Annotated in this window: 17 protein-coding genes; 11 read left to right on the top strand and 6 right to left on the bottom strand. The window is 65.6% G+C overall.

The annotated features are described in order from the left end of the window. Positions 1-95: 95 nt before the first annotated feature. Both WD006_RS13520 and WD006_RS13515 read left to right on the top strand, forming a co-directional pair. Positions 96-1,163 carry a maleylacetate reductase gene (locus tag WD006_RS13520; RefSeq protein ID WP_029306525.1) on the top strand — a complete coding sequence of 356 codons (1,068 nt, stop codon included), beginning with the start codon at positions 96-98 and terminating at the stop codon, positions 1,161-1,163. 41 nt (positions 1,164-1,204) lie between these two features. Next, on the top strand, positions 1,205-2,095 hold the full coding sequence (locus WD006_RS13515) for an intradiol ring-cleavage dioxygenase (RefSeq protein ID WP_029306524.1): 891 nt from the start codon (positions 1,205-1,207) through the stop codon (positions 2,093-2,095). Positions 2,096-2,113: 18 nt separating this feature from the next. Here WD006_RS13515 and WD006_RS13510 read toward each other — a convergent pair whose 3' ends face one another. From WD006_RS13510 to WD006_RS13495, 4 genes are all read right to left on the bottom strand, one after another. Then, positions 2,114-3,112, bottom strand: coding sequence for a Bug family tripartite tricarboxylate transporter substrate binding protein (locus tag WD006_RS13510; protein WP_375199048.1), 999 nt, complete (start codon positions 3,110-3,112; stop codon positions 2,114-2,116). Between the two features lie 61 nt (positions 3,113-3,173). Next, positions 3,174-3,875, bottom strand: coding sequence for a 3-oxoacid CoA-transferase subunit B (locus WD006_RS13505; RefSeq protein WP_029306522.1), 702 nt, complete (start codon positions 3,873-3,875; stop codon positions 3,174-3,176). Then, positions 3,868-4,548: a 3-oxoacid CoA-transferase subunit A gene (locus WD006_RS13500; protein WP_011519471.1), complete on the bottom strand. Its 681-nt coding sequence runs from the start codon at positions 4,546-4,548 to the stop codon at positions 3,868-3,870. The genes WD006_RS13505 and WD006_RS13500 overlap by 8 nt, the downstream gene beginning before the upstream one ends. A gap of 41 nt (positions 4,549-4,589) precedes the next feature. Beyond that, entirely contained in the window at positions 4,590-5,576 is a 987-nt protein-coding gene (locus tag WD006_RS13495; protein ID WP_029306521.1) for a Bug family tripartite tricarboxylate transporter substrate binding protein, read from the bottom strand. 280 nt (positions 5,577-5,856) lie between these two features. Here WD006_RS13495 and WD006_RS13490 point away from each other — a divergent pair, with 280 nt between their 5' ends. After that, the gene (locus tag WD006_RS13490; protein WP_029306520.1) at positions 5,857-6,468 is read left to right on the top strand and encodes a TetR/AcrR family transcriptional regulator; all 612 of its coding nucleotides are present in this window, start codon (positions 5,857-5,859) and stop codon (positions 6,466-6,468) included. Positions 6,469-6,536: 68 nt separating this feature from the next. Here the strand turns inward: WD006_RS13490 and WD006_RS13485 are convergent, their stop codons facing one another. After that, on the bottom strand, positions 6,537-7,037 hold the full coding sequence (locus WD006_RS13485; RefSeq protein ID WP_375199045.1) for an FAD-dependent oxidoreductase: 501 nt from the start codon (positions 7,035-7,037) through the stop codon (positions 6,537-6,539). Between the two features lie 95 nt (positions 7,038-7,132). Here WD006_RS13485 and WD006_RS13480 point away from each other — a divergent pair, with 95 nt between their 5' ends. The 3 genes from WD006_RS13480 to WD006_RS13470 all read left to right on the top strand — a co-directional run bounded on the left by WD006_RS13480 (position 7,133) and on the right by WD006_RS13470 (position 11,091). Continuing rightward, positions 7,133-8,065, top strand: coding sequence for a Bug family tripartite tricarboxylate transporter substrate binding protein (locus WD006_RS13480; RefSeq protein ID WP_223277367.1), 933 nt, complete (start codon positions 7,133-7,135; stop codon positions 8,063-8,065). 28 nt (positions 8,066-8,093) lie between these two features. Continuing rightward, positions 8,094-9,287 carry a M24 family metallopeptidase gene (locus WD006_RS13475; RefSeq protein WP_029306518.1) on the top strand — a complete coding sequence of 398 codons (1,194 nt, stop codon included), beginning with the start codon at positions 8,094-8,096 and terminating at the stop codon, positions 9,285-9,287. Between the two features lie 193 nt (positions 9,288-9,480). Further along, complete coding sequence (locus WD006_RS13470; protein WP_029306517.1) at positions 9,481-11,091, top strand: ABC-F family ATP-binding cassette domain-containing protein; 1,611 nt, start codon at positions 9,481-9,483, stop codon at positions 11,089-11,091. A gap of 68 nt (positions 11,092-11,159) precedes the next feature. Here WD006_RS13470 and WD006_RS13465 read toward each other — a convergent pair whose 3' ends face one another. Continuing rightward, a complete protein-coding gene (locus WD006_RS13465) occupies positions 11,160-12,218 on the bottom strand; it encodes an alpha/beta fold hydrolase (RefSeq protein ID WP_029306516.1) in 1,059 nt (352 codons plus the stop codon). Positions 12,219-12,513: 295 nt separating this feature from the next. Between WD006_RS13465 and WD006_RS13460 the strand changes: the two genes are divergently transcribed. The 5 genes from WD006_RS13460 to hutH all read left to right on the top strand — a co-directional run bounded on the left by WD006_RS13460 (position 12,514) and on the right by hutH (position 20,033). Then, on the top strand, positions 12,514-13,362 hold the full coding sequence (locus tag WD006_RS13460; protein ID WP_035831927.1) for a hypothetical protein: 849 nt from the start codon (positions 12,514-12,516) through the stop codon (positions 13,360-13,362). Positions 13,363-13,410: 48 nt separating this feature from the next. Next, the gene (locus WD006_RS13455; RefSeq protein ID WP_029306514.1) at positions 13,411-15,510 is read left to right on the top strand and encodes a hypothetical protein; all 2,100 of its coding nucleotides are present in this window, start codon (positions 13,411-13,413) and stop codon (positions 15,508-15,510) included. Positions 15,511-15,796: 286 nt separating this feature from the next. Continuing rightward, positions 15,797-16,552, top strand: a complete 756-nt coding sequence (gene hutC / locus WD006_RS13450; protein ID WP_008651975.1) for a histidine utilization repressor — start codon at positions 15,797-15,799, stop codon at positions 16,550-16,552. 229 nt (positions 16,553-16,781) lie between these two features. After that, the gene (gene hutU / locus WD006_RS13445) at positions 16,782-18,461 is read left to right on the top strand and encodes a urocanate hydratase (protein ID WP_011519461.1); all 1,680 of its coding nucleotides are present in this window, start codon (positions 16,782-16,784) and stop codon (positions 18,459-18,461) included. A gap of 15 nt (positions 18,462-18,476) precedes the next feature. Continuing rightward, on the top strand, positions 18,477-20,033 hold the full coding sequence (gene hutH, locus WD006_RS13440; RefSeq protein ID WP_029306513.1) for a histidine ammonia-lyase: 1,557 nt from the start codon (positions 18,477-18,479) through the stop codon (positions 20,031-20,033). Positions 20,034-20,077 lie beyond the last annotated feature (44 nt).

Below are 20,077 nucleotides of genomic sequence, written 5' to 3'. Positions count from 1 at the left end.
CGGGCGATTCGGTCGCCCGCTCGCCCGGCATGTGCGTCATGCGAAGCAGGACTACACTGAAGCGCATTCGGTGGGTTGATGCCTTGGGAGAGGGGATGGAATCGTTCGTTTATCAGGCCACGCCGTCGCGGGTGGTCTTCGGCGCGGGCCGGTTGGCGGCGTTGCCCGAGGAGGTGCTGCGGCTAGGCGCGCGGCGGGCTCTGGTGCTGACCACGCCCGGGCATCGGGCACTCGGCGAGCGGGTGGCCGCGTTGCTGGGGGAGTGCTCCGCGGGCGTCTACAGCGAGGCGGTGATGCATGTGCCGGTGGAGGTGGCTCACGCCGCACGCGATGAGGCCGCGCGGCTGGGTGCTGACTGCTACGTGGCGGTTGGCGGTGGGTCCACCATCGGGCTTGGCAAGGCCATCGCCCTCGTTTCGGGGCAACCCATCATCGCGGTACCGACCACCTACGCGGGATCGGAGGTAACACCGATCTACGGCCTGACCGAAGGACGCCTGAAACAGACCGGCCGCGACCCGCGCGTGCTGCCGCGCACGGTCCTCTACGATCCCGAACTGACGCTGACGTTGCCGGTGGAGATTTCCGCTGCCTCCGGCATGAATGCGATGGCGCACGCGGTGGAGGCGATATACGCCGAGGACGCCAACCCGATCATCAGCCTGATGGCCGAGGCGTCGATCCGCGCGCTGGCCGGGGCTTTGCCCACCGTGGTGCGGCGGCCGGACGATATCGACGCCCGTGGTGACGCGCTGTACGGCGCGTGGCTGGCGGGTGCCTGCCTTGGCTCGGTTGGCATGGCGATCCATCACAAGCTTTGCCACACGCTGGGCGGGACTTTCAACCTGCCCCATGCGCAGACCCACGCCACCTTGCTACCGCATACCGCGCACTACAACCACGCCGCCGCGCCACTTGCGCTGGCAAGCGTGGCGCGGGCGCTGGGTGGCGAACGCGCGCAGGATGCCGGCCCGTTGCTGTTCCGGCTGAACCAGTCGCTGGGTATCGCCACGGCGTTGTCGGCCATCGGTATGCGCGAGGATGGGTTGGACGAGGCGGCCACGCTGGCCTGCGCCAATCCCTACTACAACCCGAGGCCGGTCGAGCGCGAGCCGATCCGGGCGTTGCTGGAACGCGCCTGGCGCGGCGAGAGCCCGGCCTGAGAGCGATCGGCGCACGGCAACCAACACAAAGGAGAGACACTATGGAGGCAACGCCCCACGCAGCCGCCGAAGCCGCGCTGACCGAGCAGGTCGTCGCGCGCTTCGCCGACACGCCCGACCCTCGCCTGCGCGCGCTGATGCAAGGGCTGGTGCGCCACCTGCACGCCTATGTGCGCGAGTGCGAGCCGACGGAAGCGGAGTGGTTCGCCGCCATCCAGTTCCTGACCGATACCGGCAAGATGTGCGACGGGCTGGTCCGCCAGGAATTCATCCTGCTGTCGGACACGCTGGGTGTGTCGATGCTGGTCGATGCGATCAACCACCGGCAGTCCACGGGCGCTACCGAAACCACCGTATTCGGCCCGTTCTACATCGCCGGGATGCCCGACCGTTCGGCAGGCGAGAACATGGCCCTCACGCCAGGCACGCCGGCGCTGGTTCATGGTCGGGTGTTTTCCGCCGATGGCACGCCGCTGCGTGGCGCGGTGCTCGACATCTGGCAGACCGCGGAGAACGGCATGTACTCGGGCCAGGACACTGCGCAGCCTACGGGCAACCTGCGTGGTCGTTATCGCACCGACGACGAGGGTGACTACGCCATCCGCACCATCGTGCCGGTGAGCTATCCGATTCCGACCGACGGGCCGGTCGGCCAGATGCTCACGTCTACCAGACGGCATCCGTGGCGGCCGGCACACCTGCATTTCATGATCGATGCGCCGGGCCATCGCCGGCTGGTCACGCACCTGTTCAACCAGGCCGATCCGTATCTGGACTCGGACGCGGTGTTCGGCGTCAAGCCATCGCTGCAGGTGGCCTACGAGGAGCGGCCCGCCGACCATCCGCTGGCGCGGCGCTTCGGCTTTGATGGGCCGTTTCGTGAAGCACGCTACGACTTCGTGCTCGATCCGGTCCCCAAGGCAGGGGACTGAGGGCTGAGGCTGGCGTCCTTACTCCAGCTTCACGCCCGCTTCACGCACCACCTTGTTCCATCGCACCAGTTCGGCGTCGATGTGCGCGCCCAAGGCGGCCGGCGTGGACCCCACCGGCTCGTAACCATTGGCGGCGAGTTGCGAGCGGAGTTCCGGCTGGGTCAGCACGGCGGCAATCTCGCTGCTGAGTTTGTCGACGACGGCGCGCGGGGTGCCGGCCGGGGCCAGGATGGCATACCAGCCATTGATGTCGAAGCCGGGCACGCCAGCCTCGGCCAGCGTCGGCACATCGGGCGCCATCGCGGCGCGTTTGGCGCTGGTCACGGCCAGCGCAGTCATGCGGCCGGCGCGGATCTGCGGCATCGAGGTCGAGATGCTGTCGAACGTAAGTTGAATATCGCCGGCAAGCATGGCGTTGACCACCTGGGCGCTACCCTTGTATGGCACGTGGGTCATCTTGACACCCGCCATCGAATCGAACAGTTCGCCCGCCAGATGCCCGGTGTTGCCGTTGCCGGCGGAGCCGAAGGTAATGGTGCCGGGCGCGGCCTTGGCGGCGGCGATCAGTTCGGGCACGTTGCGCGCCTTGAGCGACGGGCTGCCGGCCAGGATCAACGGCAGGTTGGCCACCAGCGAGACCGGCGCGAAGTCCTTGCGCGTGTCGTACGGCAGCTTGGGATACAGGCTCGGATTGATCGCGTGCGCGGCCAGCACCATGATCAGCGTGTAGCCGTCGGGTTTGCTGCGGGCCAGCGCCTGCGTGGCGATCGTGCCGCCCGCGCCGGGACGATAGTCTAGGACGATGGGCTGGCCCAGCCGCTCCTGAAGCTTGGCGCCGAGCGGGCGGGCAAGCAGGTCGGCGCTGCCGCCGGGCGGGTAGGGAATGAGCAACTGAATCGGGCGGGATGGCCACGCATCCGCTGCGTGAGCGCCAAGCGGCAGGGCGGCAATGGCGGTGGTGGCTAGCAGCACGCGTAGCGCGATGCGGGCGGTCAGGCTCATCTTTCCGGTTGTCATCCTGGTCATGCTTGTCCCCTTTTTTGTTCTGGTGGTGATCCTGCCCGATCCGTCGACGCTTTCAGCGCCCTGGCCTTAGCACGCGGCAGTCGGTCGCCAGCGTGAGTGGTGCGGCCGATAGCGCCTGCACCGTTTCGAACGACACGCCCTCGACCAGGCCGGTCACCAGCAATGGCTTGCCGGGCCGAACGTCGATCACGGCCAGGTCGGTATAGATGCGGTCAACCACGCCGATGCCCGTCAACGGATAGCTGCAGCGTTCGACGATCTTCGGTTGTCCGTCGCGCGTCACGTGTTCCATCATCACGAACAGCCTGGCCGCGCCCACTACCAGGTCCATCGCGCCGCCCACCGCAGGAATCGCATCGGGCTCGCCGGTTGACCAGTTGGCCAGATCGCCGTTGGCCGCGACCTGGAATCCGCCCAGCACAGTGATATCGATATGCCCGCCGCGCATCATGGTGAACGACACCGCGTGGTCCGAGATCGACGCGCCGGCGATCAGGCTGATCGGCTCCTTGCTGGCGTTGATCAGGTCCGGGTCGGTCTCGCCTTCGCGGATAACCGGACCCATGCCGAGAATGCCGTTCTCGCTGTGCAGCACGATCTCGCGGTCGTCGGGCAACTGGTCGGATACGAGCGTGGGCATCCCGATGCCGAGATTGACGACGCTGCCATCGGGAATGTCATGGGCGACGATGCGCGCCATCTGGGCGCGGCTCAGTCGCGGCAGCGTGCCGAGGCGGGGCAGGGTGTCATGCATGGCTGTCTCCCGATGTTGCCAGGACCACTGTCTGGACGAAGATTCCCGGCGTCATCACGTGTTGCGGCGTCATCTCGCCCAGCGGGACGATCTCGTCGACCTGCACGATGGTGTGCCGCGCGGCAGTGCACATCACCGGCCCGAAATTGCGACCTGCATAGCGGTAGGTCAGATTGCCCCAGCGATCGGCACGGTGCGCCTTGATCAGCGCGAAGTCGCCGTGCAGCGGTTGTTCCAGCACGTAGCCGGTGCCATCGATAACGCGGCTTTCCTTGCCTTCGGCCAGCGCGGTGCCATACGCCGTGGGTGTGAAGAACGGCCCGAGCCCGGCGCCCGCGGCGCGCATCCGCTCCACCAGCGTGCCCTGCGGCACGCACTCGAGCGCGACCTTGCCGGCGCGATACGCATCAATGAACGCCTCGGCATTGTTCGAACGCGGGTGCGAGCAGATGACCTTGCGCACGCGGCCCGCGCGGATCAGCGCGGCAATGCCGGCATCGCCGTTGCCGGCGTTGTTGTTGACGATGGTGAGGTCGCGCGCGCCGTGGGCCAGCAAGGCATCGAGCAGTTCGTCGGGAATGCCCGAGCCGCCGAAGCCGCTGACCAGCACCGTGGCGCCGTCGCCAATGCCCGCCACCGCGGCGGCGAGCGAGGGCGCGATCTTGTCGATCATGAGAACTCCTTTACCGATGAGACTGGGATACGGTGATGCGGTTACTGCTGCGGAATACCCGTGTCCTTGACGACCCGCGCCCAGCGCTGGCGCTCCTGTTCGATGAACTGGCCGAAGTGCTCGGGCGTGTCGCCGCCCGCCTGTCCGCCAAGTTCAGCCAGTCGCGACTTGATCTGCGGTTCGGCCAGCGCCGTTGCCGCAGCCTTGTACAGTTGCGCGATCACCGCCGGTGGTGTGCCGGCGCGTGCCACCAGGCCGAACCACGCCGTCACCTGGAAATCGTCGAAGCCGGCTTCCTTCATCGTCGGCACCTCAGGTAGCTCGGCCACCCGCGTCCCGCTGGTCACGGCCAGCGCGCGCAGCTTGCCAGCCTGGATCTGCGGCAACGAACTGGGCAGGTTGTCGACCATCATGGTCACCTGGCCCGCCACCAGATCGGCCACGGCAGGCGCCGCGCCTTTGTAGGGCACGTGGATGATGTCGATGCCTGCGCGCTTCTTGAATAGCTCGCCCGACAGGTGCACCGACTGGCCCGAGCCCGACGACCCGAACGACAGCTTGCCCGGCTCGGACTTCGCCAGCGCCACCAGTTCCGCGACGTTGCGCGCGGGCACCTTGGCATTGACCACCAGCACGTTTGGCACGGAGACCACCATCGTGATCGGCGCGAAATCCTGGGGTTTGTAGGGCAACTGGCGATACAGCGCGTAGTTGATCGCGTTCGGCCCGATGTTACCCATCATCAGCGTGTAGCCGTCGGCCGGCGCCAGGAGCAGCGCTTGCGAGCCGATGATGCCGGCGCCGCCGGCACGGTTGTCCACCACCACCGGCTGGCCCAGGATCTCGCTCATACGCTTGCCTACCAGGCGGGCCGCGATATCGGTGGTGCCGCCCGCGGCGGCCGGCACGATCAACCGGATCGGCCGCTCAGGCCAGGCGGCCTGCGCGGTACCGGCCATGCCGAATGACAATGCGGATGCCGCAACCCATGCGGCGGCCAGACGCGCCCCGCCCATCTTGATGGTCATGCCTGTCTCCTTGTCCGGCGCTCGCGCACATGGCTGGGCTGACGGTGCCGTTCAGTTTCTTGTCGTTCTGTGTCGATGCGCGGAAGCGCGGATCGCGCCCTAAGATAGGCCGCTGCCCAGAGCAATGGAATTCACGATTCACAAATCGAGCCTTCGGGATCGCGGAAGGGGTGTCGTCCCGCGAGTCTCCCAGGGGCGTCTGATGATGTACTGCGTGGTACATTGACGCGCTGCGGTACGGCGTTCCATGCCGGGGCCGCGTCAACCAAGAGCCCAGCGAATGCCGAAAGCCAAAACCACCGCCGCGGACCGCTCATCCAGCGAGCAAGCCGTTCAACTGCTGGATGCCGCCACAGAACACGTGCTGGCTCACGGTCTGGGAGACCTGTCGCTGCGCAATGTCGCGGATGCGCTGGGCACCAGCCATCGAATGCTGATCTACTACTTTGGCTCTGCCGATGGCTTCTGGCAGGCGCTGCTGTTTCGCGTGCGACATACCGAGCAGCAGGCGCGCATGCGCGCGTTCTCGGGCGGCAAGGATACCGGCGCGGCGATGGAAGCCGCATGGGACCGCTATTCCGCGCCGGGCTATCTGCCAGTGATGCAGTTGCTGTTCGAGATCTACGGCAGGGCGATCCGCGATCGCGATCGCTTCAGCGGTTTCCTGGAGGACGTCGTCGGTAGCTGGACTTCGATGCTGGCCGAGCGTCTGCAGCAAAGCATGAACATTAGCGAGGAAGAGGCCCGACTCTACGCGCGGGTAGAAGTCGCCACGATGCGAGGGCTGCTACTGGACCTGATCACGACCGGGGACCGCAAGGGCACCACTGCCGCGCTCAAGTACTTCGCGAGCAAGATGGCGACGCCTGGCAAGGGGCGGAAGGGCGCATAGCGGGCGCCCATCGGAGATTCCTGCGGCGAGTGTCTGTCAAATCACGATGTCCCCATCGTCGCCAGTGCTTACGGCATGACACCGTCTGGCACATCCCCCGTGACACTTTCATCCGAATCGCCCAGCCTTACCACCACACCATCACTTACGTTTGAAATCGGCCCCAACACCACCGTGACCTCCGCATATCCCTGCGCCAGGTTGGCCTGAATGGCCGTCTTGGAGAAGTCGTAGTCACGCGACGATGGCTCGTCGGATCGGCGAGTGAAGACGGGATCGCGGAAGCTCGTGACATCGCCGGCTGCCCAGACGTTCGGCACATTCGTCTGCAGCAACTCGTCTACGGCAACGTCGCCTTTCTCGAGCGCGATCCCGCTACCCTTGAGGAAGCGCGTTGCCGGGTCTACTCCCGCGCACACGACAACCACATCACACGGCGGCCTCCTGCCTGAGCGCGTTTCGACTTCCGGCGCCTTGCGTTGCCCATGCAGGGCCACTACCACGCACCAACCCGATCCAATGCCCACGTTTTCACGTAAACCCCAATTTCCGGCATGCATGTACCACATGGTACATTCCTCGCCATCGCAACCGATCGTGGCGGCGAGAGAACTCATCGGGAAGCAACATGGATCTGCGAAAACTAATGGGAAGGATGGCCAGCATGGCTGTGGCGATGGTGCTGCCACTGATCGGACAGGCACAGACATTTCCGACGAAACCCGTCCGGCTGGTGGTGCCGCAGGCCGGCGGCACGGGGAATGACGTACTGGCGCGCGCGCTGGCCGAGAAGCTCGGCCAGGCGTGGAAGCAACCGGTGGTCGTGGAGAACAAGCCGGGCGCGAATGGGACGCTGGCGATTTCATACGTACTGGGGCAGCCGGCCGATGGATACACGCTGTTCTTCGCGGGTGTTTCCAACCTCAGCTTCAACCCGTACCTCTATCCCAAGCTCCCCTACCAGCCGGCCAAGGACCTGACGGGCGTGGCAATGCTGGCGAACTCGCCATTCGTGTTCGTGGCATCGCCGTCGCTGCATGTTCAGACCTTGCAGGACTTCGTGCGCCTTGCCAAGGCGCGACCCGGCGAGATCAGCTTCGCGTCGGGCGGTATCGGCAACTCCACGCATCTGGCAATGGAACTGGTGGCGGAGCGCACTGGCATCACGATGCAGCACGTGCCGTTCAATGGCACGGGCGGTTCGACGAGCCTGATGAACGGGCAGACGCCGGTGATGATGAACGTGGTAGCCGGCGTGCAACCGTTTATCGCGGGCAAGAAGCTGGTCCCGCTGGCGGTCACTGGCGATCGGCGACTGGCGGCCTTGCCCTCGGTGCCTACCTTCAAGGAACTCGGCTATGACGTGCAGGTGCCGGGTTGGTATGCCATCGTCGCCCGCGCCGGCACGCCGCCAGCGGTGGTGCAGCAGATCAATGCCGATATCAACCACATCCAGGACGATCCGCAGTTCAAGGAGAAGCTGGGCTTCCAGTTCCTCGATGCGATCAAGGGCCCGCCTTCGGAGGTGGAGCGCTACATGAAGCGCGACGCCGATGCCTGGGGGCCCGTCATCCGCCGTCTCAACATTTCTCTCTGATTACCCTGACCGCTCTGATAAGAAGACCATGCCACATCTGACCAAAGCCGTGCATGACTATCGCCTGGCCGCGATGCATCGCCTGATGGACCGCCTGCGCGTGGATGCGCTGGTACTCGGCTCGCCGGACTTTTTCCAGTACGCGACCAATTTCCAGCTCGACGTGTGGCCATGGGAGCGCCCCGTGTTCGTCGTCGTGCCGCGCAACGGCGAGACGTTCGCCGTGATGAACGAGCTATCGACCAACCACATGCGGTTTGCTACGGAGAAGGGCACGGTGTGGCTCTCGGACGTGACGTACTACGCCGAGCACCCCCGTGTGGCCAACCGGCTGGCGCTGCCGTCGCAGTTGCCTGAAGTCGTGGCCGCATTGCTGGCCGCGAAAGGCCTCGGGATGTCGCGCATCGCCGTCGACGTTCAGCATCCGATCCTGACCGGCGCGCAGCGCTATCTTCCCGAGATGACGTTGCGTCCGGCAATGGCCGAGATGCGCAGCCTGCGCTGGGTCAAGCACGCCGAGGAGCTGCAGATCATGCGTGACCTCGCGGCCTTGACGGACTGGGTTCAGGACCGCTACCGAGAGAACATTCGTCCCGGCCGGCTGGTGCAGGAGCTCGATCACGCCATGGCGGCGTTGATGGTGGAAGAGGCTGCGCGACGTTTCGCGGGAGAGGACTTCGAGATCATGAAATGCTGGACGCTCACCGGCCCCGCTTCGGCGTCCCCGCATGGCGACGGCGCAGCGTGCGGCTCGCGCATCGCGAAGGGCGACACCATCGTCAACCTTGTATTGCCGAGATTGAACGGCCTTTACGTGGAGAACGAGCGCACATGGTTCTGCGGTCAGCCCAGCGATGAGCAGGCCAGGTTCTACAGCGTTGCGGCGCGGGCCACGGATGCCGCCGTGGCTGCGGCGGTGGTGGGGCGGCGTGTCTGCGACATGGATGCTGCCGCGCAGGCGGTGATCGAAAGCGCGGGGTGTGGCGATTACGTGTTCCACCGGACGGGCCATGCCGTGGGCCTGATGCTGCACGAGTATCCCGAGGATATGGCGTTCAACACCCGGCCGCTGCTCGCTGGCGAAGTCTATTCGTCCGAGCCGGGACTGTATGTGTACGGCCTGGGTGGCTTCCGTCTGGACGATACCGTCGTCGTTGGCGAGGTGCCGGAAGTCATCGTCAAAACGCCGAAGACGCTGAGCTACGCCACCGTGAGCCTGTAACGAGCGTGGGCGCTGGCCGGGCGGCCCGGTCAGTGCCCTTCTGCACGCGATGCCGACCGCGGTTACACTACGCACCTTCAACCCATCACCGAGGTATTCGTCCCATGCGCCATTGATGCCGCCGTCTGCATGACGGCTAGTCTCCACTGGTTCCCCACGAGCAGGGGGAGGTACTGGCATCTCTGGAATACGCATGACGAATCCTTACATCGCGCTGGAAGGCGTGTCTTTTGTCCTGCCGGACGGCAGAACACTTTTCTCCGATCTCGACGAGCAGTTTGACCAGCAGCCCACCGGTCTGGTCGGGCGCAATGGCGCTGGCAAGACCGTGCTGGCGCGGATTCTGGCCGGGCAGTTGCAGCCGGCCACGGGGCGTTGTGTGCGCTCTGGCAGCGTGTGCTACCTGGCCCAGCAGGTGACGCCCGCCGCGGAGGCTTGCGTGGCCTCTCTGGCCGGCGTGCAGGATGCGCTTGACGCGCTCGCGCGTATCGAAGCCGGCAGCATCGCCACTGAGGACTTCAATGTACTGGGTGACCGATGGGATATCGGTCAGCGGCTGCGGCAGGAACTGGAGCGCAACGGTCTCGGTCATCTGGACGCGGCGACACCAGCCCGCGCACTGAGTGGCGGCGAAGCGATGCGCGTCGCGCTGATTGGCGCATGGTTGTCGGAGGCTGACTTCCTGATCCTGGACGAGCCGAGCAACCACCTGGACCGGGCCGGCCGGCAGGCGTTGATCGAGCAGCTGCGACGTTGGCCGCGCGGGCTGATCGTCGTCAGTCACGACCGGCAGTTGCTGGCGTCGATGGCGCGTATCGCCGAGCTTTCCGCGCTGGGGCTGCGCAGCTATGGTGGCGATTACTCGTTCTATGCCAGCAGCAAGGCCCACGACCGGCGCAATGCGCTCGATCAGCTCGAGCAGAGCAAGCGCGACCGCAAGCGCAAGGAGCAGGCCATGCGCGAGCAGACCGATCGGCAGGCCCGGCGCAAGGCGCGCGGCGACCGGCACGGCCAGGACGGCAATCAGGCAAAGATCCTGCTCGATCGGCAGAAGGCGCGTAGCGAGACGTCAGCGGGCAAGCTGCGCCAGCAACAGGTCGCGGCCCGGGAGCAACTCGACGAACGTGTGCGGGCGGCGGCGCGACAGGTGGAAATCGACGCGCCAATCGTTTTCGCTGCGACGCCAGTGGGCGCTGGCACGCAGCGTTTGGCCGAACTGGATGCCGTAGCGTTGCCATTCGTGCCGGCCGCCACGCGCGATATCAGCCTGACGCTGACCCGGCAACAACGCGTGGGCGTCATCGGGCCGAACGGATGTGGCAAGTCCACGCTGCTCAAGGTGCTGGCCGGCCAACTACAGCCATTGGCAGGCACATTCAAGGTTGCGGCGGCTTGCGTCTATCTCGACCAGCGGCTGGCCGATCTGGACCCGGCGCTCACGGTGCTCGAACACATGCAGATCGCCAATCGCATTGCGCCAGAAGCCGACCTGCGCACGCGACTGGCGCAACTTGGTCTGGACGCACGCAAGATCATGGCGCCAAGTGGCGCGCTCAGCGGCGGAGAGCGCCTGAAGGCGGCGCTGGCCTGCGTGCTCTACGCCGATCCCGCGCCGCAACTGCTGTTGCTGGACGAGCCCGGCAATCACCTCGATCTTCCTTCGCTGGAATCGCTGGAAAGCATGCTGCGCGGTTACCAGGGCACCCTGATCGTCGTGTCGCACGACGATGGGTTCATGGAAAACCTCGGCCTGACGGATCGTCTGCTGGCAACCGGCCAAGGTTGGCGTCTCGAGCCCTGGTGAGGTAGGTGGCATTGGGGATGGGCGGCCATGACGCCTGCCCATCGCCTGCACCGTGAAGGCACCGTGCCTTAGCGCCGGTCCACGTCGAGCACCGCCTGCGCGAACGCGGCGGGCGCTTCCTGCGGCAGGTTATGGCCGATCCCGCCGGTCACGTTGCGGTGTTCGTACCGTCCCGTGAACTTGCTGGCATAGGCGCTTGGCTCGGGATGCGGCGCACCGTTGGCGTCGCCTTCCATGGTGATGGTGGGCACGCTGATGGTGGGCGCGGTGGCGAGCCGTTTCTCGATACCGTCGAACCGGGCTTCTCCGGTGGCCAGCCCTTGCCGCCAGCGATAGTTGTGCACCGTGATGTCGACATGGTCGGGGTTGTCGAACGCGGCGGCGCTGCGTTCGAACGTGGCGTCATCGAAATCCCACTTCGGTGATGCCAGTTTCCAGATGAGCTTGGCGAACTGGTGGGTGTACTTCTGATAGCCGGCGCGGCCACGGTCCGTGGCGAAGTAGAACTGGTACCACCACTGAAGCTCGGCCTCGGGCGGCAGGGGCACCTTGCCGCCGGCCTGGCTGCCGATCAGGTAGCCGCTGACCGATACCAGTCCCCGGCAGCGGTCTGGCCACAGCGCGGCCATGATGTCGGCGGTGCGCGCGCCCCAGTCGAAGCCGGCCACCACGGCGTTCTGGATGCCGAGCGCATCCAGTAGCGCGATCATATCGGCGGCAATCGCCGAGGGCTGACCATTTCGCATGGTGTCGGATGACAGAAAGCTGGTGGTGCCGTAGCCGCGCAGGTAGGGCATGATCACGCGATAGCCCCGTGCCGCCAGTAGCGGTGCCACGTCGACGAAGCTGTAGATGTCGTACGGCCAGCCATGCAGCAACAGCGCGACGGGCCCGTTGGTCGGGCCAGCCTCCGCATAGCCGACGTTCAACACGCCGGCTTTGATCTGCTTGATCGGCGCAAAGCTCGTATGAGTGCCCGGCCGGGGCAGTGGCTGGGGCAGTGGCGTTGCCTTCGACTGGCTGGTCTGGGCCCGGGCCGTCTGCGCCCCCCCGAATTGCGCCGCGGCCAGCGTCGCCGCCACAACTCCCATAAAGCCCCGTCGAGGCAAATTGACGATCTCCGGCATCTCCTGCTCCTGTGTGTGTGATCAACCTGTGCATGACTCTACGTGGCGCAAGTAACCGGCATGTAGCGGCGGGCGGGGGGATTTGTATCGCAATGTATATGCCCCGGGGATTCCGGACAGACCGATACACGCCTGCACCAGCGACGGCGGCCACGGCGTCCACGGCGGGCCGACCGGGGGAGATGGGCAAAACGGTCGCACTTGTCATCGTCAATCTTGGTGATGCGCCCCCGGCCGTTGCCACGTACGCTCGCCGGCACAAAACAAGACAACAGCCGGAAGGGAAGATCGAGCCATGACAAAGACCAGGAGATTCGCCGCAGCCACGCTATACGGCTTCCTTGCCGTGACCATCGCCGCGTGCGGGGGCGGCGGCGACGCAGCGGGGACGGGCAGCGCCACCGACGCCACGCCCGCCGCATCGTGCACGGCTGCCAAGCCGCAGTGCACGGTATCGAGCTCTCCCGCGACTTCGGCGGACAACCCGGTGCCGGCGGGGACGAACGTTGTGTTGACCGCGAAATGCGATACCTCCGTGACGCAGGCGGACTGGTTCACGAACGCCAAGACCTTCGCGAGTGGCATGAACGTCACGGTGAATCCCAGCGCGACCACCAGCTATGGCTTCGCCTACAAGAATTGCGCCGGTGGCGACGCGACGGGCCTGTGGGTGTATGTCGGCAGTGGGTCGAGCAGTGGAGGCAGTGCGGGAACGTCGACCGGCACGGGCGGAAGCGCCACGGTCGACAGTGGCGCTTCCGGGTCTGGCGGCCTCAAGTACGGTGTCAGTGCCATGAACTGCGTGCGGATGGGCCACAACGCATCGGGCAGCACGACGATCACCAATACGTGCGGCGGGACGATTTCCTATACGTTCTGCAACCTCTACGCCGCTCCGGACGGAGACACAGGCTCGCTGTTCGCGTGCAAGGGCCAGCGCGCCACCTTTAGCCCGAGCGGCTACGTCTATGGGCAGGGCGCCGATAGCCTGGGCGCCGGTAACACCCAGGTCATCCTGGGGACCCGCGTCAACAATCAGGTCACGTGGGTCATCGCCTGCGCAACGGGGCTGCCCTACATCACGAATTTCGACACGAGCACCATCGGCCCGAACTCGAAGGCCACGGGGATCTGCGTGCTCTGAGTCGGATCGAGAGTGTTTTTTCAATACAGACAGCACGGAAGGGGAAATATGAAGCTCACGCCCATTGCGCTTTGCATCGCGGTGCTTGCCTTGTCGGCATGCGGTGGTGGTGGCGATTCTTCAACGGGGGGGACCACGACCACAACCACGCCACCGGGCACCACCGCGCCCACCAAGCAGGTCGTCAGCGGCGTTGCGGCGACCGGCGCGGCGATGCAAGGCGCCACGGTGACGCTGACGGACGCCTCGGGCAAGTCGGCAAGCTGCCCGGCCGACGCCACCACTGGCTCGTTCCAGTGCGATGTGACCGGCCTGACCGCACCGTTCGTGCTGGCCGCCATGGGCAACGTAGCCGACTCGCAGGCCACGCTGATCAGCCTGAGCGCCACGGCTGGCACCCAGACGATCAACATCACGCCGCTCACCAACGCGATTGCGGCGACGATCATCGGCGACAACCCGACCAAGTTGCTGGCCGATACCAGTCTCCTGCAGTCCAAGGTCACGGCATCGTCGATCAGCACCACGGTGAAGGCGTACTCGGATGCGCTGGCCGCTCTGCTGGCCGCGACCGGCAACACCGGCGTGGATCTGATCTCCGGTCCGCTGACGGCCGGTGCGCCCGGGCTGGACCGTCTGCTCGATCAGCTGAAGGTCAACGTGCTGCCCAATGGCGGCGTGCAACTGACATCGGTGGCGGGAGCATCGAGCGATACGCCGACGATGCTCCAGCTTGCGCCCGGTGTGGCCCCGACGGCGGCCGACACGGCAAGCCTGCCAGGCGTGGCCACGATCGGCGGCGCGCCGGTTTCGAGCCTGCCTAGCGCGAGCGATCTTGCCGGGCTGCAGGCGGCGTTCAACCAGTGCTTCGCGGCGTCGACGACAGCTTCTGCCAGGTTGAGCGGAAACGTGGCCGCCTGTGCGCAGATCATCGTCGACGATGTCACGCCGGGCGCGCTGACGGCGGGTGTGCCCAGCAGCTACCTTAGCAACGGCGCGAATGCCGAGCAGGACCTGGGCTCCAGTATCGTTGGGGACGACGGCATGACTGGCGCCGTCTTCAGCTTGCCGGAGGTCATCCGGGTCCAGGCGGCCGACAAGGTCTGGATCAAGGTGTCCTGGACGCGCGCCGACGGCATCCGCGATGGCATGCAGCAGATCGCGCAGATCGCGTTGCAGCCGTCGGCTCGGACGACTAGCGACAATGGCTGGCGTCTGGTCGGCAACCAGCGTCACGTGCTGAGCAAGGTCACCGGCAATGCGCAGCGCTGGGACTGGTTGAACACCGCCAAGGCGACCACCGGCACCAATGCCTTCGTCAGTTCGCTGAGTTTGCAGGTAGGTATCACGGACGACCAGAATGTACCCGTCGATTTTGCCGTGGTGACAGGCCCGGGGCTGCGTGCAGGGGTGCTGCTCAAGCCGAGCACCGGTGCGTGCGACACGCTCAATATCCACGCGCAGCTTGCGCCGGGTGACATGCAAGGTGTGGACGCCAGCGCGATTCCGGGCAAGTACTCGAGCAAGCTGAACAGCTGCCGCAACAGCTACCGTCTGGCCGGCGTTGCCCAGGATCCGGCCGCTCAGGCGCAGTTCAAATGGCCGGGCAGCAACGCCGCGTTTTCGAATCCGCAGTTGAGCGCCACGGAACTCGCGAACGTGGTGCCGTTCGGTGTCTACACCTTCGCGATCTACCAGAAAGGCAATGCGGCGGCGCCGGCCTACACCTACGCGGTGCGTTTGCGCACACCGCCGCCGTCGCCGGATACGCTGCGCCAGTATGCGTGGCAGGACGTCAGCAAGACCGCGCGTGATGCCCTGACGCCCGGCTCGGGATCGGAGTTCGCTGGCGGGGCCACATTCCCGATGAGCTGGACCTCTGCATCGGGTGTGCCGTTCGTGAAAAAGACCAACGTGCAGATCCGATCAACCATCGGTGGCGCCCCGCAGGTATTCGTAAGCGGCAATGCGCGTGCCAAGCCGGCGGCCGCGAATACGGTGGTCAACGTGTTGGTGCCGGGCGATCAGGGGGCCGCGTTTCCGGCGGTTGCCGGGGCGACTGGCACGAGCGATATGTCGTTCGCGAACCTTAGCTGGTCTGACACGTTCGATCTGAGTTTCAGTACCAGCGTGGAGTACGACCACTAAGTACGACCACTAAGTACGACCACTAAGTACGACCACTAAGTACGACCACCAGGCCGATCCCGGCGCGCCAGTCGCCGGCCAAGGACCCCGCGTCTCGCAGTCGAGGCGCGGGGTTTCTTGCGTCGGCAGTCCGGGCATTTCCATGCCCGGCTTTACCCCACGCGAGGAGCGAATACCAATTGCCCGGCATTTGCGATAATGCTGGCAATTGTCTAATCATGTATAGGTGCGCGAATCGGTCAACGCTTCGCGCTTTATCCTTGCCCGGAGCTGGAGAACCCCAAGAATGCCGCGTCAAACGCCTGAGCTGACGATGGACAGCAGTGCCGAGGACGCGCCAATGCCGCTCTATCTGCGCCTGAAGCAGATGATCACCCGACAGATCGATACGGGCGCGTGGCCGGCGCATCATCGTGTGCCGTCCGAAAACGAACTGGTGGAGCAGTTCGGTGCCAGCCGGATGACGATCAACCGCGCGTTGCGCGAACTCACCGCCGAAGGCCGGCTCGTGCGAATGCAGGGCGTGGGCACGTTCGTGGCGGAGCCGAAGATGCAGTCTTCGCTGCTCGAGGTCAACAACATCGCGGACGAGATCGCGGAGCGCGGACATCGCCATCATTCCGAGGTGATCCTGGTGCGCGAGGAACCCGCCGGCCCGGAACGCGCGGTGGCGATGGATCTGCGCGAAGGCGAGAAGATCTTCCATTCCATCATCGTTCACTACCAGGACAACGTGCCGGTGCAGATCGAGGATCGCTACGTCAATCCGGGTCTGGCTCCCGACTACCTGAAGCAGGACTTCAGCGTCGACACGCCGAATGCCTATCTGCAAAGCCTTGCTCCCCTGACGGCGGGCGAGCATATCGTCGAGGCCGTTGTTGCTACCGCCGACGAGGCAAAGCTCCTGCAGATTCCGCGCGCCGAACCGTGCCTGCTGATCCGGCGCCGCACGTGGTCGGGCAAGCGCGTCGTGACGTTCGCCCGCCTGCTGCATCCGGGGTCGCGTCACCGTCTGGAAGGGCGGTTCGGCCCCGGCGCCTGACGCCCCCCTTCGTTTTTCCTTGCACCGCTGAGCCCCTGACCTTGCCGCGCCACTGTGCGGCAAGGTCCACTCCCGTTCCCTCCCGTCCCCTTTGCCGCGCTATCTGCCCCCCCTGAAAACGGGGTAAACCCCAGTACAAATCAACTTGTCTATACAATACTGTACAACCCCATCGGATGGCGCTGTTGCGTCATCGCCGTCGTGAACAAACCGTGGATGAGGAACAACCGTGAGCACCCCCAATCGTTACCGTGACGTAGAGATCCGCGCGCGGCGCGGCAATCAGCTTCAGGCCAGGAGCTGGCTGACCGAGGCGCCGCTGCGCATGCTGATGAACAACCTCGACCCGGAAGTGGCGGAGAACCCCAAGGAATTGGTGGTCTATGGCGGCATCGGCCGCGCCGCGCGCAACTGGGAGTGCTACGACAAGATCGTCGAGACGCTCGTGACACTGGGCGACGACGAAACACTGCTGGTGCAGTCGGGCAAGCCGGTGGGCGTGTTCAAGACGCATGCCGATGCGCCGCGCGTGCTGATCGCCAACTCCAACCTGGTGCCACACTGGGCTAGCTGGGAGCACTTCAACGAGCTGGATGCCAAGGGTCTGGCGATGTACGGTCAGATGACGGCAGGTTCCTGGATCTATATCGGCAGCCAGGGCATCGTGCAGGGCACCTACGAGACCTTCGTCGAGGCCGGCCGCCAGCACTATGACGGCAACCTGACCGGACGCTGGGTGCTGACCGCGGGCCTGGGCGGCATGGGCGGTGCCCAGCCGCTGGCCGCGACGCTGGCCGGCGCATGCTCGCTGAACATCGAATGCCAGCAAAGCCGTATCGACTTCCGTCTGCGTACGCGCTACGTCGACGAGCAGGCCACGGATCTGGATGACGCGCTGGCCCGTATCGCGAAGTACACCGCAGAAGGCAAGGCCATCTCCATCGCGCTGTGCGGCAATGCCGCCGAGATCCTGCCGGAACTCGTGCGTCGCGGCGTGCGCCCGGACATGGTGACCGACCAGACCAGCGCCCACGACCCGCTCAATGGTTACCTGCCGATCGGCTGGACCTGGGACAAGTACCGCGACCTCGCGCAGACGAAGCCGGCCGAGGTGGTGAAGGCCGCCAAGCAGTCGATGGCCAAGCACGTCGAGGCGATGCTGGCCTTCCAGAAGATGGGCGTGCCCACCTTCGACTACGGCAACAATATCCGCCAGATGGCCAAGGAAGAGGGCGTGTCGAACGCCTTCGATTTCCCGGGCTTCGTGCCGGCCTATATCCGTCCGCTGTTTTGCCGTGGCATTGGTCCGTTCCGCTGGGCCGCGTTGTCCGGTGATCCGCAGGACATCTACAAGACCGATGCCAAGGTCAAGGAACTGATCCCCGACGACGCGCACCTGCACCGCTGGCTGGACATGGCGAAGGAGCGCATCAGCTTCCAGGGCCTGCCGGCGCGGATCTGCTGGGTTGGCCTGGGCCTGCGTGCCAAGCTGGGCCTGGCCTTCAACGAAATGGTGCGTTCGGGTGAACTGTCCGCGCCGGTGGTGATTGGTCGTGATCATCTGGACTCGGGCTCGGTGTCGAGCCCGAACCGCGAGACCGAATCCATGAAGGACGGCTCGGACGCCGTGTCTGACTGGCCACTGCTCAACGCGCTGCTGAATACCGCCAGTGGCGCCACCTGGGTGTCGCTGCACCACGGCGGCGGCGTCGGCATGGGCTTCTCCCAGCACTCTGGCGTGGTGATTGTCTGCGACGGCACCGATGCCGCCGCCGCCCGTATCGCCCGCGTGCTGAACAACGATCCGGCGACCGGCGTGATGCGCCACGCCGATGCCGGCTACGAGATCGCCATCGATTGCGCCCGCGAAAACGGCCTGAACCTGCCGATGCTCGGCACCTCCAAGTAACTCCGGATTTGAACCATGTCGTACCAAGAAAATCAGTCAGTCTTCGCCCTGCATCTGCAACCCGGTGAGCTCACGCTCGCGCAACTGCGTGCGGTGCATCAGCAGCCCGTCAAGATCACGCTCGACGAGCGCGCCTTCCCCGCCATCGACCGCAGCGTGGCGTGTGTCGAAAACATCATCGCCGAGGGCCGCACGGCCTACGGCATCAACACCGGATTCGGCCTGCTGGCACAGACCCGCATTGCCCGCGAGGACCTGGAGAACCTGCAGCGTTCGCTGGTGCTTTCCCACGCGGCAGGTGTGGGCGAGCCGATCGACGACGCGCTGGTGCGCCTGATCATGGTGCTCAAGATCAACAGCCTGGCGCGTGGCCTGTCTGGCATCCGCCGCAAGGTGATCAGCGCGCTGATCGCGCTGGTGAACGCCGAGGTGTACCCGTGCATTCCGCTGAAGGGCTCCGTTGGCGCGTCGGGCGATCTGGCGCCGCTGGCCCATATGTCGTTGCTGCTGCTGGGCGAAGGCCGGGCACGCCATCGCGGCGAATGGCTGTCGGCTCGCGAAGCGTTGGCCATTGCCGATTTGCAGCCGCTGACGCTCGCCGCCAAGGAAGGGCTGGCGCTGCTGAACGGCACGCAGGTTTCCACCGCGTATGCGCTGCAGGGTTTGTTCCAGGCGGAAGACCTGTACGCGGCGGCCAGCGTTTGCGGCGCGCTGACCGTCGAGGCGACGCTCGGCTCGCGCGCTCCGTTCGATCCGCGCATTCACGCCGCCCGTGGCCAGCGCGGCCAGATCGACGCGGCGGCGGTCTATCGTCACCTGCTGGGGGAGACCAGCCAGCTCGGCCAATCGCACGCGCATTGCGACAAGGTGCAGGACCCGTACTCGCTGCGCTGCCAGCCCCAGGTCATGGGCGCCTGCCTGACGCAGATCCGCAATGCGGCGGATGTGCTGGGCGTCGAAGCGAACTCGGTTTCCGACAATCCGCTGGTATTCGCGCAGGAAGGCGATATCATCTCGGGCGGCAATTTCCACGCGGAACCGGTGGCAATGGCCGCGGACAACCTCGCGCTGGCGCTGGCCGAGATCGGCTCGCTCTCCGAGCGGCGTGTGTCGCTGATGATGGACCAGCACCTGTCGCAGTTGCCGCCGTTCCTGGTCGCCAATGGCGGCGTGAACTCCGGCTTCATGATCGCGCAGGTCACGGCCGCCGCGCTGGCATCGGACAACAAAGCGCTTGCGCATCCGGCCAGTGTCGATAGCCTGCCTACCTCGGCGAACCAGGAAGACCATGTGTCGATGGCGCCCAACGCTGGCAAGCGTCTCTGGGAGATGGCCAGCAACGTCAAGGGCATCGTGGCGATCGAATGGCTGGCGGCCTGCCAGGGCATGGACTTCCGTGAAGGCGGCAAGACCACCGAAGCGCTGGAGCGCGCGCGCGGCCTGCTGCGTCAGTCGGTGCCGTTCTACGACAAGGACCGGTACTTCGCGCCGGATATCGAAGACGCCAGCGTGCTGATCGCCGAGCGTCACCTGACGGCCCTGCTGCCTGCAGGCATCCTGCCGAGCGTCTGACGGACGCTTGCGCCGGCGCCAAGCGGGCGAAGATCCGCGCGCCA

Source organism: Cupriavidus sp. Met-2, assembly GCF_049843575.1.
GTDB classification, from domain to species: Bacteria; Pseudomonadota; Gammaproteobacteria; order Burkholderiales; family Burkholderiaceae; genus Cupriavidus; species Cupriavidus metallidurans.
The sequence above is the reverse complement of the archived record's forward strand: the minus strand, read 5'-3'. Positions and strand labels throughout refer to the sequence as shown.

Bases quoted from the DNA above. Each gene is read 5' to 3' on its own strand.
- WD006_RS13460 (WP_035831927.1), top strand. From the start codon at position 12,514: ATGACAAAGACCAGGAGATTCGCCGCAGCCACGCTATACGGCTTCCTT.
- WD006_RS13495 (WP_029306521.1), bottom strand. From the start codon at position 5,576: ATGACCATCAAGATGGGCGGGGCGCGTCTGGCCGCCGCATGGGTTGCG.
- WD006_RS13470 (WP_029306517.1), top strand. From the start codon at position 9,481: ATGACGAATCCTTACATCGCGCTGGAAGGCGTGTCTTTTGTCCTGCCG.
- WD006_RS13465 (WP_029306516.1), bottom strand. From the start codon at position 12,218: ATGCCGGAGATCGTCAATTTGCCTCGACGGGGCTTTATGGGAGTTGTG.
- WD006_RS13515 (WP_029306524.1), top strand. From the start codon at position 1,205: ATGGAGGCAACGCCCCACGCAGCCGCCGAAGCCGCGCTGACCGAGCAG.
- WD006_RS13520 (WP_029306525.1), top strand. From the start codon at position 96: ATGGAATCGTTCGTTTATCAGGCCACGCCGTCGCGGGTGGTCTTCGGC.
- WD006_RS13455 (WP_029306514.1), top strand. From the start codon at position 13,411: ATGAAGCTCACGCCCATTGCGCTTTGCATCGCGGTGCTTGCCTTGTCG.
- WD006_RS13485 (WP_375199045.1), bottom strand. From the start codon at position 7,037: ATGTGGTACATGCATGCCGGAAATTGGGGTTTACGTGAAAACGTGGGC.
- hutH (WP_029306513.1), top strand. From the start codon at position 18,477: ATGTCGTACCAAGAAAATCAGTCAGTCTTCGCCCTGCATCTGCAACCC.
- hutC (WP_008651975.1), top strand. From the start codon at position 15,797: ATGCCGCGTCAAACGCCTGAGCTGACGATGGACAGCAGTGCCGAGGAC.
- WD006_RS13510 (WP_375199048.1), bottom strand. From the start codon at position 3,112: ATGACAACCGGAAAGATGAGCCTGACCGCCCGCATCGCGCTACGCGTG.
- WD006_RS13490 (WP_029306520.1), top strand. From the start codon at position 5,857: ATGCCGAAAGCCAAAACCACCGCCGCGGACCGCTCATCCAGCGAGCAA.
- WD006_RS13500 (WP_011519471.1), bottom strand. From the start codon at position 4,548: ATGATCGACAAGATCGCGCCCTCGCTCGCCGCCGCGGTGGCGGGCATT.
- WD006_RS13480 (WP_223277367.1), top strand. From the start codon at position 7,133: ATGGCTGTGGCGATGGTGCTGCCACTGATCGGACAGGCACAGACATTT.
- WD006_RS13475 (WP_029306518.1), top strand. From the start codon at position 8,094: ATGCCACATCTGACCAAAGCCGTGCATGACTATCGCCTGGCCGCGATG.
- WD006_RS13505 (WP_029306522.1), bottom strand. From the start codon at position 3,875: ATGCATGACACCCTGCCCCGCCTCGGCACGCTGCCGCGACTGAGCCGC.